This window comes from Escherichia sp. MOD1-EC6098, assembly GCF_002965865.1.
Lineage (GTDB): Bacteria > Pseudomonadota > Gammaproteobacteria > Enterobacterales > Enterobacteriaceae > Escherichia > Escherichia marmotae.
Genome location: NZ_PTSN01000019.1, coordinates 83,894 through 97,508 on the forward strand (window position 1 = coordinate 83,894; position 13,615 = coordinate 97,508).

Below are 13,615 nucleotides of genomic sequence, written 5' to 3' on the forward strand. Positions count from 1 at the left end.
TCTGCACACACAGGCTGGATAAGATGCCCAGCATCACATTCGGCAAAAAAATGGGCAAGGTGTCACCACCCTGCCCATTTTGTTTAAAACCGAAAAGATTACTTCGCGTTGTAATTACGCAGCGCATTACGCCCCAGCACAATCCCCGCGCCAACCATACCGCCCAGCAGCACAGCCAGAATCAGAGTGATAGCCTTTTTCGGGCTATCGCGACGCACTGGCAGTGTGGGTTTCATAACGTAACGGTAGGCATGAATATCAAGATCATCAACCTTCAGACTTTCAATATCCAGCAGGTTTTGACGAGTCTGATAATAGTTTGACGAGAACACCAACGGACGGCTCGCTTCGTGCTTAACCATCGACTCCAGTGCATCACTCCCCAAAAGGAACATAGTGTCCTGGGTCACGTCCTGTGTCTGCTGAATCTGCGGCTTTGTCACCTGCGCCTGATTCGCATACTGCAACGCTTCCTGAATCTGACGGATACGCAGATCTTTCTGCTCCTGCGCGACCACTTCCTGCGTTTTCAAAGAATCCTGCAAGTTTTTCACACTCAGTGCGATGTTGTCTTTCAGGTCTTTTTCCAGCTCTTCATTCACCTGTTCATCAACTTGCTGAATATATTGAGCTAGCTGTTTCTGCGCACCTTCAGGCGTTTGCCCGACATAAGAAACAACCAGGGGTAATGGCTGGTTTTTAACAGAAGGTTCGATAGTCAGTTTTTCGGGTTGTTCCTGATTATCCAGCGTTTCTGCTAATGCAGAAAATGTCGTACTGAAACGACCAACTAACGTCGCCTGGATATCAGACACTTTCGGCGCAGCCGTACCATAAATCACATTCATGGCATTGTTATAACCCGCGATTTGTCCCACATCAGGTTGAGTAACGATAGCTGTGGAAGTCCATTTTTCTTTGGCAACGGCCAGATACCCTATTGCCAGGGCAATCGCTACAATGACAGAGATGATGATAGTCATCTTGCCACGCCACAACTGCACCAGTAAATCAATCAAATCAATCTGTTCCGGGTCATGGTTTTGACCAGGAATATTATTATTTTCAACTCTCATCATTACCCTAACTGACGGAAAATTTCAGGTTCGCATAGTGTAGCGATAATCTTCATGAATGCTATAGGATAAGTGATAAAAATAATGAATTATTACATGGGTAACAAAAGACAATCAGGGCGAAAATCGCCCTGATTACAGAAGGTTAGTCGCTGCCAAACAAATCGCGGGTGTAGACCTTGTCTGCCACATCCTTAAGCTCTTCTGCCATTCGGTTGGAAATAATGACGTCGGCTTGTTGTTTGAAGGTGGCGAGATCACGTTCCAGGCGAGAGTTGAAGAATGAGTCTTCTTTCATCACCGGCTCATAAATGATCACCTCCACACCTTTCGCCTTGATACGCTTCATAATCCCCTGAATGGAAGATGCGCGGAAGTTGTCTGAACCGCTCTTCATAATCAGACGATATATTCCCACTACTTTAGGTTTACGCGACAAGATAGCATCCGCAATAAAGTCCTTACGCGTGCGGTTAGCATCAACAATTGCCGAGATCAGGTTATTCGGCACAGACTGGTAGTTCGCCAGTAACTGTTTAGTATCTTTCGGCAGACAATAACCACCATAGCCAAACGACGGGTTGTTGTAATGGTTGCCAATACGCGGATCAAGACAAACGCCTTCAATAATTTGGCGTGTATTCAGACCTAAACTTTCAGCATAGCTATCCAGCTCGTTAAAGTACGCCACACGCATTGCCAGGTAGGTATTAGCGAAAAGTTTAATCGCTTCTGCTTCAGTGGAGTCAGTAAACAGAGTCGGGATATTTTGCTTAATCGCGCCTTCCTGTAATAACGCAGCAAAGCGTTCTGCGCGTTCTGAACGCTCACCGATGACAATACGTGACGGATGGAGATTATCGTAAAGAGCTTTACCTTCACGGAGAAATTCCGGAGAAAAAATAATATTTTCAGTACGATATTTCTTATGCATCGCTTCGGTAAAACCAACGGGAACCGTTGATTTGATGACCATAACCGCATAAGGATTTATCTCAACTACGTCTTTAATTACTGATTCTACACTGGATGTATTGAAATAATTAGTTTTAGGATCATAGTCGGTTGGAGTGGCGATGATGACATAATCAGCATCCCGGTAGGCTTCATTTTTATCTAATGTGGCATTAAAGTGTATTTTATCTGATTGCAAAAACTGCTGAATTTCCTTATCAACAATAGGAGATATCCGATCATTCAGCATAGCAACGCGTGACGGTAAAATATCTAATGCCACAACCTCATGATTTTGTGCGATTAGAAGCCCGTTTGACAAGCCTACATAGCCAGTACCGGAAATGGTGATTTTCATTTCATGCTCTCAGAATTAACTTAACTGTGAATCATGATGTTTTTAGCATCCTGATAAGAGTTAAAAGTTTTAACGCTACGATGATGACTGGTCAACGCAACGAAAAACAATTCAGATTTTCTTTATGAGAGTAGCTGATATTTATTAGGTTAATATTAAGCAGTAAAATTTAGTCTATAAGATAATTGGTAAAAAAAAGCCCGGCGCAATATACGCCGGGCCTCAATTTATTGTTGGTTAGATCAGATTAATCCAGCCATTCGGTATGGAACACACCTTCTTTATCAATGCGCTTATAAGTATGCGCACCGAAATAGTCACGCTGTGCCTGGATCAGGTTCGCTGGCAGCACTGCGGCACGATAGCTGTCATAGTAAGCAACCGCTGCAGAGAAGGTTGGTACTGGAATGCCGTTCTGCACTGCATAAGCAACAACATCACGCAGCGCTTGCTGGTAGTCGTCGGCAATTTTCTTAAAATACGGGGCTAACAGCAGGTTAGCGATCTGCGGATTTTCAGCGTAAGCATCAGTGATTTTCTGCAGGAACTGCGCACGGATGATGCAGCCAGCACGGAAAATCTTCGCGATTTCGCCGTAATTCAGATCCCAGTTGTACTCTTCAGACGCGGCACGCAGTTGAGAGAAGCCCTGAGCATAAGAAACAATTTTGCCCAGATACAGCGCACGGCGAACTTTCTCGATGAATTCAGCTTTGTTACCTGCTGGCTGTGCTTGTGGGCCAGACAGTACTTTAGACGCGGCAACGCGCTGATCTTTGAGAGAAGAGATATAACGTGCAAACACTGATTCAGTGATCAGCGACAGAGGCTCACCGAGATCCAGTGCACTCTGGCTGGTCCACTTACCAGTACCTTTGTTTGCTGCTTCATCCAGGATCACATCAACCAGGTAGTTACCGTCTTCATCTTTTTTAGTGAAAATGTCTTTAGTGATGTCGATCAGGTAGCTGCTCAGTTCACCGTTATTCCACTCGGTAAAGGTCTGTGCCAGTTCTTCGTTGGAGAGGTTCAGGCCACCTTTCAGCAGAGAATAGGCTTCCGCAATCAGTTGCATATCACCGTATTCAATACCGTTGTGAACCATCTTCACATAGTGACCTGCGCCATCGGCACCAATATAGGTAACGCACGGTTCACCATCTTCAGCCACGGCGGCGATTTTGGTAAGGATTGGCGCAACCAGTTCATAGGCTTCCTTCTGCCCACCCGGCATAATGGAAGGACCTTTCAGCGCACCCTCTTCACCACCGGAAACACCCGTACCGATGAAGTTAAACCCTTCTGCGGAAAGCTCACGGTTGCGACGAATAGTGTCCTGGAAGAAGGTGTTACCACCATCAATAATGATGTCACCTTTATCGAGATATGGCTTGAGGGAATCAATAGCAGCATCCGTGCCTGCACCTGCTTTCACCATTAACAGGATGCGACGAGGCGTTTCAAGAGATTCAACGAACTCTTTCACCGTATAGTAAGGAACCAGTTTCTTGCCTGGATTTTCGGCAATCACTTTTTCCGTCTTTTCACGGGAACGGTTGAAAATAGAGACGGTATAACCACGGCTTTCGATGTTGAGCGCAAGGTTGCGTCCCATCACTGCCATACCGACGACGCCGATCTGTTGCTTTGACATTGTTTACTCCTGTCAGGGGTGGTCACCGCGGGGTTGCGGCTTATTTAAGATAAAGAATAGCTTAATTTATATCTTATTTTACAGTCATATTTTTCATAACTAGGGGATCGATTGTTTCTTACCCAATTATCTACTTATCCACTGATATTATAAAAACGTTCAGCAAGTTTTATTAATTCACTATCACTATTATTTGGTATTAGTTCAACATGATTTTCTTTGCTTGTGATGAAATAGTCGCTACCAATAGCAGAAAGATGTGAAAATGGCGATATGCATTCCTTATCAAAAAGAGAACATCCCAAAAAATAGTTCATTGAATACTGAATCCCTAACATGTGCAATACTGTTGGCGCAAAGCTTAATGAATTTTTACCGTCTGCATCTAAAACTTCAGGCGTGATATCTCCCCCAATAACCAGAAATGGTATGTTATCCACAAAATAATGGGAGTCACTATTAAATGCTTTTTTATACTCTGTCGAAGGAAATGTTGAATGATCTGATGTTATTATTAATAATGTATTATTGTAAAATGAACTACGCCGAAAAAAGTCAACAAATTTTCCTAACTGAAAATCATAGTTATAGAATTTATTAAGGAGTGGGTTGCTACCATCAAAATATTTTTCATTTGGACTATCTTGTCCATGATGAGTACCAGATGGATAGACACCAATAAAGAAGTGTTCTTTTTTATTTTCCAATGAACTCAAGAAATTTCGCAGCGCATTAAATGTTTGCTTATCCGTCATTCTGTCTCGTTGATAACCAATAAAGTCCCCCATTCCAAGGACTTTATCAAAATTAAGTGTTTTCAACATTGTATTGAGTGGGCTATTTTTTTCGGTAGAAGCTATAAAATAACTTTTATAACCATACTCTTTCAATATATCCGGTAAAGATGTTTGACGATGAAGATAAATGTTATTGATTTCTGAGTTAGATAATTGTGCGATACCTGTACCAGAATCAGTTAAGCCATCCCGAAATTGATAACCAGATGTTAACTGACCTCTTAAACCTCTAAAGGTTGCAGCTGTATGATTATAATAATTTTTAAAACTCAGAGCTTCATTAGATAACTTATTTAAATTAGGCGTAACTGGAAGTACTCCAGATTTTGTATTGCCAATAATTTCAGATGAAAATCCCTCAGTAAATATTACAATAACATTACGTTCTTTGAAACTATTGTTATTTTCTATAGGATTAATAAAAAGACTTGATTTTAAAAAAGATTTCCCTGCATCTCCAATCTTCTTACTAGGCTTATAGGTTTGCTGTAAATAATACAATTTCGCCGTTTCATAAAAAGCATATACCGGTCCCGAACTTATGAAAGAACACATAAGCAATAATACTATACAGAAAAGATTAAATTTATAATATTTAATACGTTTTATTAAAGCACCTGAAGGCATCGTAACAAATGAAACTATAACAAATAAAACAAAAATAAAAACAACTTTAATTACCTCGCCAATGCCTAGAGATTCAATTTCTGCAGCATTCGATAAGGCGAGAGGCATCAAATATTGTCCTGAACTAAATAGCGACGCTGCCTGTACACCTAAAATGGAGAGATACCCCCCCCACAAAATATTGCTTACAATTTTTCTTTTTATTAGAAAAATTGCTACACTTGTAAGTGTATATTCAATAGTAAATAAAAAAACACAATCTGACCTTCCAGTGTAAAGTAAAACACTCAAAAAAATACAGAAAGGTAAAATTATTCTAATTGCATTCATAAAATTCATATTGGATTAAACCATTGCATTTAAAGTTTTTAATGTTATTTATTCAATATTATATTATCGGGGTAAGAATACATAAACCAGGGCAAGATTACGAAAGTCCGCTCCCCGCAAGGACTGACGTCAGATAGTTTCTGTCCATAGCTGCTTTTCGCATCTTACGTCTTAACCCTGCCTTGAATACCTTATCATTCGTCAAAATATTAATAGCGATGTGCCGTATCCCTGAAAATAATTCTGCTGCATTTCCTCTTCTTATTTTGCAGTCGTCTTCATTCATTACCACGTCCAGACGCCAGTGCAGATTATTCTCCACGTGCCAGTGATTTCGGATCGCTGTGGCGAACTTCTCAGCGGTTAAATCAGCAGAACTGATATAATATCTGACCGTCATTTCTGGCTCTTTCTTTTGCTCTGCTATTGTTGACCGAAAGGAGACTGCCACGCATAATTTCTTCAGCTCTTTCCATTCAAACGTGAAATCAATAAGTTCATCAGGGACATCGCAAACACTGTGAAGACGGAGTTCTTCTCTGCCGTGACTCTTTTCACTAATTGCGTAACTGTCATGCTCTGGATTATTTAATTCTTTCAGTGGAAATTTTTCCTCAAAGGCTTTATTAAGCCGCCCCTGGTTTCCTTTTACAGCGAATAAATAATCACCTCCCTGTTTTTGTATCTTCTCTGCAATATCTTTCTGGCACCCCATCGCATCAGTTGTGATAATTTTTCCTTTAATATCCAACATGTTAAGAAATTCAGGGATAGCTGTGATCTCATTGGATTTCTCATCCGTCTTGATCTGTCCGATGACCAGACTGTGCATTGTTGAGAACGCACTAATGACATGAATCACTCCCTTGCGGCGACTCTTGTCATAAGAGTGCCGGAGCGTTTTTCCATCAATTACGATGACGTCTTTATCATCTGAAGAATGGCAGTCACGCATCCAGTTAATAAAGCACTCATGAAATTTTGCAGGACTGATACAGGATACAACTCTGGCAATAGTATCGTGAACAGGAATACCATTTTCAAAATCACCATATTGCTTCAAAAAATCGAGATGCGTTTCACCAAAATCCTCTATATCTTCCCAACCTTCTGCACCAGAAATAACGGCACAAATAGTCAACAGTAGAATATCAGATAATTTATGTTCCACTTTCCAGGCTTGTCTGTAACCGGGGATAATAGAAATATGTTCCATCAATTTTTTAAGTTCCATTTTGTTCTCCTTAATTATGTAAGGAGTATTTGATCATGTATAAGCAAAGAAAAACAGCTTTAGGTAATAAGGAATATCTTAATTATTGAACACTTAGTGCGAATTATTTAGTACAAAAAAGCAGCGTTACGTGATCTTTCCCTGATGTTATACTTTCCAGACTTGTCTGTAAGTTGGGATAATAGAAACATATTCCATCAACTTTTAAGTTCCATTTTGTTCTCCTTATTTATATAAGGAGTATTTGAACATATAAAAGCTGTGAAAAACAGTTTTAAGCAATAAGGAATATCTTAATTATTGAACATAAAATGCGAATTATTTAGTGCAACAAGTGTACGCCTGATGAGCTTTCCTGGCTCCCTAGTACAAGAAACATCATTACGTAACTCTTCTCGGAACAAATAACTAAACTGAAAAATCTTAAATATTGAACAGAGCTACTAACTTGCTTTCATTTATTTTCTTTATGAAAGAGTTGTTCAAGCTCCAGCAGATCTTTTTTTCTTTCCTTTATTCTCTTTGCAGGAATCCCGAAATAACACCCCCAAGCTTTTGTAGACTTTGTAACCATTGTCATAGCTCCGATTGAGCATCCTTCTTCAATTGTTACGCCGGGAAAAACTAATGAATTTGTACCAACAATCACGTGTTTGCCAATTATAACTCGCTTAATTATTTCTTTTTTATATTTTTTAGGGATCGTTGGGTTGGTCAGAGTACGTCCAGTATAATCATCAGACTGAGAAAAGACATGACAACCATATGCCAACCCAGAGAAGTCATCAAATGTGATGCCTTCTATTCCCCCTGCAATATTACAGTATGCGGCAATATGAACATTATTTCCTATGGAGATTTTTCCAGACAAAAGACAAAAATCATCTATTCGAGAATTATCCCCAACCTCAATTTTTTCAGGATTATAAATTGACGCTTTTTCACTTATTTTGACATTTTTCCCAAGTTTTTTAAAACATATTTTTCTGAGTTCCGAATCTGATAAGAATGACATTTTTATCCTCTTTTACATTAAAATTATAATCAAAATATTTTTTAGTCTCAACTACTGAACTGAATTTCCACTGCGATCTCAAAAAACCATGATATTATAAAAAATTTCACTTTAACCAAAAGTACACCTTTTTAAGCTATAGATACACATGACATGAGATAAATTTTTAAAGCATAAAATTTAACATATATCCAACAGCTCAAGGATACATTTCTATCTAGTGGATTTTTTTAATAAAAACTTTCAACACAATTTAAGACATATATTTTATTAATGTATCATGGTATATTTTTATTATTTTTCTTTCATCAAAATTTTTAATGATATAGTCCCGCCCTTTTTTGCCCATAGTTTCTCTTTCTTGTGGGGTGAGTTCAATAAATTTACGCATTACATTCGCTAACCCAATGTAATCACGTACATTGCAAAGGTATCCCGTTTCACCATCGACTACAACATCCTTGCAACCTACATTGTTTGTGGTAATTATTGGCTTACACATTGATGAAGCTTCCATCAACACACGAGGTACCCCCTCTCTATAGAATGAAGGCAAAACAATACAATCTGCGCTAATTATGTGCGGTCTAACATCACTTTCGACACCTAAATATTCGATAATACCTTTAATTTGCCAGTTTTCAATTTCCTGTCTTGTAATCGCTCCGGGGTTTTGGCTATCGCAAGCCCCCAGCAGCTGGAATCTAATGCCAGGAAACTCAGACTTTAGAATATTAGCAGCATCAATATATACACCAATTCCCTTTTCCCATAGCATCCGAGCTATAAGAAGAAATGTAATATTATCATTATATTTAGTCTTGCACGAAACCTGGCTGGGGGTGAAATAACTAGTATCAACGCCCTCGCTTGCCAGAATAAATGATTTACTCTCATTGATTATTCTTTTTCTCAGAAATACATTTCTATCATCCTCATTCAGAAACCAGACCTCTTTTGCAAAGCGAAAAGAAAAAGCATACAATTGAGTTATGAATTTAGTCAGAAGTGTTTCTTTATTAAAAACAAACCCTAATCCTGTAGTTATCGCTATAGATTTACAATTCGCAATACCAGCGGCTATAGAACCATAGATATTTAGTTTGATTGTGTAATGAAAAATAAAATCAGGTTTTATTTTCTTATATATTTTTATTAACTTTAATAATAGCATTAAATCTTTAAGTGGGTTTTTCCCTTGCGAGGAAACAGAAATTGATTCAAATTTACACCCTAAATCGACAATTTTTTCCAAATGGTCATCTTCTGGAGAAACAATGGTAACATCATATCCTTTTTCAATTAAACTTTTTATTAATCCTTTTCGGAAATTGTATATCGACCAGAGTGTATTTGCGACAAGCAAAATTTTTTTACGAGGCATCTTTTATCCTTACTTAAACCATCCAATAATAAACAAAACTTTAAAAAGCACATCATCAATGAACCTAACTCTTTTTACATACCCGGAAAAAACATACCTCAATCTTTTTACCAAGTTTGCTTGAGACTCTACAAACCCATGAGTTATTTCATATACTGCTTCTTTATTATGCTTTAAACAATACATGGAGACCAAATCCATCTGAAGCGATAGAAGATGTCTCCCATTTTGCTTATATTTTTTGACCTGTTTTAATCTATTACATAGAATATTCTTAAAACCAGACTTTATACCTACGACGTTATTATCATGCTGCCTATAACTTAGGTAGCTATTATGATCATATATTAGGTGGCCAAATGTTCTTGCCAGTATTAAAAAAAACCAATCATGCATAACAATACGATTGGCTATATTGGCTTCATTTAGATCCAAGTATAATTTACGCAAAGATTGATTAAACACAAAAGTACAGCCTGGCGCACAATTTTCAATTAAAATATTGTTTAAAGAAAAATTACTTTGAGAATTATAACGGCCGATATAATTTAATTCTTTGTCAACATAGTTATATGAGGAGCAATACCCTATTGCTATATCTTGCTTATATTTAATAATCTTCGTTGTAGCTGCAATCAATTTAAGAGGTTCCCATACATCATCCTGATCGCAAAAAGCGTAATAGTCATAATCTCCAACATTCTCAACCAACCACAAAAAACTAGCTATGACGCCAACGTTATCACCCTCATACAAAAATATAGAGTCATTTTTTGATATATACTCTTTAATAATTTCACATGTTGAATCAACTGAACCATCATCTCTTATATGAATATGTAAATCGAAATCTCTATAGCATTTTATTATTGAGTCCAATTGTTCTCTAATATATTTTTCCCCATTGTAACTCGATAATAAAACAGCCATGGTTTTTAATTTCATTTTTTTTCCACATTATTAACACTGATTTTGATTTGTATCCATCAATGGTGCCAAACAATCGCCATAATCACATATAACATCTTCTTAGCTTACAATGTCGAATACTCATTTAAAATCTCAAGATGATATATATTAATATAAAACATAATAAAACATATTCCTATAACCGCTAATTTAGCAAACTGTTTTTGTCTAAAAAGAAGGGGCAAGGCTGGAAGTAGAATTATTTCACTAATAGCAAAAAGTTCACTAACGCGCAAAGCGAATACTGGCATAGAAGATAATATGATGAAAGCAAGCGGAGATAATGAATAAATTTTAATGAAAAGCACCTTATCACGAGATAAGTTTTTTTTCCGAGAAAAAACAAAAGATAATATAACTATAAGTAAATGCAATATTTGCATTACAGAGAAAATATTGACAGGAACAAAGTCAGCACCTTGACTTTGGCTAATATAGTCACTAAATTTATATTGTACATAAGCAACAGGGATATATTTTAATAAGGTTAAGAAATTGATGCCTGCATAATAACAACAATAAGCCCCAAATAAAGTCAAGAAATAAACAAAGATATACCTTCGGCTAATTACATTAGTATCGAATGCAAGAACAATAAAAAATAACAACGCAGTTATATGAAATGTCGATGCTAGGAAAATCAATATCACAAAACTCATGATATTTTTGTTTTTCGCATATTGTAACACTGAATATAGTACTATAGCACCTGCAACTCCAGCCCGGATCTGAGTCATATCTTGCAGTAAAAATGTATTTGAGTAATACACAAGTACAGATAGCAGTAAAAATGGTGAGGATTTTTTTATTATATCGTATTTTAAGTAGATAGATATTAGTGCAAAAATGATAAAAACAAAACAATATCCATCAAGCATATTAACCGCAATAAAACTTATTAATTTAAATGATAACTCTATTGGATAGAATAAGTTATTTGCTGACTCAAAAATTAGCGTAATATAGTTTGTATAATCCCTATCGACAAACTCGCTACGGAATGCACACATCAAAAGCAAAAAGATCATTATTGCTTTTAACAAATATTTCTGGTTAGGAAGAAAAGATAGAATAGAAATACACATAAATATTGAGAGGTATAAAAACATTACAATCTCATTTCATGATTAGGTTAAGCGGCCATTATTAATGTTTAGTTTACATTGCCAATATATTTATCAAGAATTAGAGAAGTAACCTTTTCCCATCTTACCCACAACACCATCTTTTATTGCAGTTGCTAACAGTTTGATTTTTTTTAACTTCGAAGATGAATTAAAAGTGTGAACAGCTATAAATAATGGCAACCGGATGAATAAATATACACGATGATTGAATGAAAGTTTATCTTTAAGAATCAAATAAATTGAATTCCTTACTATGAAATAATGCCTAAAATCACTATGCATTATTACATTTTTACCCAATACTCGTTTTGCTTCATTTCCAATATTGTGCATCATGACAATATCAGGCACAACATAAGATCGCAATCCCATTTTCTTCGCCCGTTCGCACCATTCAATATCAACGAAATCTATAAACAACTCCTCATCCATAAATCCGATTTTTTGCAGCACCTCCATCCTAATCAGGCTTCCTGAAGAAATTAGAAAATCTGTTTCTAACGGATGGACACTATGACACAGCTTGGTTTTATAAAATAGACCAATATGAATTGCACCTGTTATCTTTCCAGTTTTCTCATCCTTAAATGCTGGACCTAATACAGCGACTTGTTTTCCACCATTTAAAAGATCACGCTCATTAATTAGCAATGTTTTAATCATTCCTTCTGGAACGATACTGTCTTGATCCAAAAATAAAATATGAGATGCTTTCGATTTTTCGGCATAATGAATTCCAATATTCTGAGCTTTTGCAATGCCTAGATTGTTGTTCAGTCGATAATGTTCAATTTTTTCTCCGTATGGCTCAAACTCGGAATCAGGCATTATTAAATTAGATTCGTCTGTGTTGTCGATAAGAACAACCTTGTCAACTTGCATAACTATACTTTTCAGCAATCCATGTATGCGTGCAATTTCAGGTCTGAAAAGGACCACGACTGCAATAATACATTCATCTTGTTCTATCATTTTTTATCTGCCTTATTTGCATACTACTAATAAAATATAGCATTAACTCATTTAAATATTATTTTTCTAAAAGCAGTTAATTGTTATAAAATAAATAATGTGTTATCCACTATTTAGTAGTTCCATTCCCACCAAAAAAGAATTCAATTTCTTGTAAACAATCAATCACTCTATCTATTGATTTGTTATGCTCATCTATTATATGTCTATAAACTCTATCTTTGGTCTCTTCTGCCCATTTAGCTTGCTCATCAGTAAAACCATATGATATCCCATAACGATCTCTTTCATCAGGATACCAATCATTAACCGTTTGCCCTTCTGTCGGTACTACATAAGATGGACAACCACACAGAACAGAAAATATAGAATATGCTGTATAATCATCATATGAAATAAATTTCTGTGAGCGTCTAAAAACATCAGCTATTTCCTGATGAGTTAATCCGTCAATTTTTATTGCTTTAGGAGGATGGATGTTTTTTTTATAAAATCCCTTCCGTACAAGATAACAACACTCGATATCCCTTTCTTGATTTACCTTTTCATTGTATATTTGAATTGGATAATAAATTACCTTTAGTTCATTTGATGCTGTATAAGAACCATCATTATCAAAGTCATGAATCGCTGAGTTAAATTTAAAATACAGTTCGTTTTTCCCATAATCAATGACATTAGTATGATGACCGGGTTGATGTAATAACCACCTTACAACATTTTTTATTTTTAAAGGATTACCATTAATTATTTCCGGATAAATTACCACTGAATCTGAAGGGATATTGTTTAATTTATACCAAACAGGAGTATCCCAATCAGCATTAGTTTTAAATTTAAACTTATTACAAAATTCCCATTTTAATTTTGACAGATATTTTCTAATTGTTTTTTTACCGTAATGAAATGGATCCAATTTAACTAAATATGCACTATGGGCACTGTGTTTATTTATGATATGGCATAGTCTATGTAGGACTACAGAGCCACCACTATTTTCATCATATGAGCTTGCATAAATATATATATTCATTTGTCAACAATCTTTAATATCACTTGTGATTTTTTTTTATCTAGCAGCCTGCAGTAAATAATAGCTAAAGCAAGCCCTACTAAGC

At 36.4% G+C, this 13,615-nt stretch carries 11 protein-coding genes; all 11 read right to left on the bottom strand.

Annotation, left to right across the window (positions count from 1 at the left end):
* Nucleotides 1–98 precede the first annotated feature (98 nt).
* The 11 genes from wzzB to C0K55_RS19220 all read right to left on the bottom strand — a co-directional run bounded on the left by wzzB (nt 99) and on the right by C0K55_RS19220 (nt 13,530).
* Nucleotides 99–1,076 (bottom strand): LPS O-antigen chain length determinant protein WzzB, encoded by a 978-nt coding sequence (wzzB, locus tag C0K55_RS19170; protein ID WP_105266582.1) that lies wholly within the window; start codon nt 1,074–1,076, stop codon nt 99–101.
* 145 nt (nt 1,077–1,221) lie between these two features.
* Nucleotides 1,222–2,388: a UDP-glucose 6-dehydrogenase gene (gene ugd / locus C0K55_RS19175; RefSeq protein ID WP_105266583.1), complete on the bottom strand. Its 1,167-nt coding sequence runs from the start codon at nt 2,386–2,388 to the stop codon at nt 1,222–1,224.
* 247 nt (nt 2,389–2,635) lie between these two features.
* On the bottom strand, nt 2,636–4,042 hold the full coding sequence (gndA, locus tag C0K55_RS19180) for an NADP-dependent phosphogluconate dehydrogenase (RefSeq protein ID WP_105266584.1): 1,407 nt from the start codon (nt 4,040–4,042) through the stop codon (nt 2,636–2,638).
* A gap of 134 nt (nt 4,043–4,176) precedes the next feature.
* Nucleotides 4,177–5,805 carry an LTA synthase family protein gene (locus C0K55_RS19185; RefSeq protein ID WP_236942222.1) on the bottom strand — a complete coding sequence of 543 codons (1,629 nt, stop codon included), beginning with the start codon at nt 5,803–5,805 and terminating at the stop codon, nt 4,177–4,179.
* A gap of 88 nt (nt 5,806–5,893) precedes the next feature.
* Entirely contained in the window at nt 5,894–7,030 is a 1,137-nt protein-coding gene (locus C0K55_RS19190) for an ISAs1 family transposase (protein ID WP_105283422.1), read from the bottom strand.
* 454 nt (nt 7,031–7,484) lie between these two features.
* The gene (locus C0K55_RS19195; protein WP_105283073.1) at nt 7,485–8,045 is read right to left on the bottom strand and encodes an acyltransferase; all 561 of its coding nucleotides are present in this window, start codon (nt 8,043–8,045) and stop codon (nt 7,485–7,487) included.
* A gap of 253 nt (nt 8,046–8,298) precedes the next feature.
* On the bottom strand, nt 8,299–9,429 hold the full coding sequence (locus C0K55_RS19200; protein ID WP_105283423.1) for a glycosyltransferase family 4 protein: 1,131 nt from the start codon (nt 9,427–9,429) through the stop codon (nt 8,299–8,301).
* Nucleotides 9,430–9,438: 9 nt separating this feature from the next.
* The gene (locus C0K55_RS19205) at nt 9,439–10,374 is read right to left on the bottom strand and encodes a glycosyltransferase (protein ID WP_105269012.1); all 936 of its coding nucleotides are present in this window, start codon (nt 10,372–10,374) and stop codon (nt 9,439–9,441) included.
* Between the two features lie 89 nt (nt 10,375–10,463).
* Nucleotides 10,464–11,507 carry an EpsG family protein gene (locus C0K55_RS19210; RefSeq protein ID WP_105269013.1) on the bottom strand — a complete coding sequence of 348 codons (1,044 nt, stop codon included), beginning with the start codon at nt 11,505–11,507 and terminating at the stop codon, nt 10,464–10,466.
* Between the two features lie 69 nt (nt 11,508–11,576).
* Nucleotides 11,577–12,497: a glycosyltransferase family 2 protein gene (locus C0K55_RS19215; protein ID WP_105269014.1), complete on the bottom strand. Its 921-nt coding sequence runs from the start codon at nt 12,495–12,497 to the stop codon at nt 11,577–11,579.
* A 109-nt stretch (nt 12,498–12,606) separates the two neighbouring features.
* Complete coding sequence (locus tag C0K55_RS19220; RefSeq protein ID WP_105267059.1) at nt 12,607–13,530, bottom strand: WavQ; 924 nt, start codon at nt 13,528–13,530, stop codon at nt 12,607–12,609.
* Between the last annotated feature and the right edge of the window lie 85 nt (nt 13,531–13,615).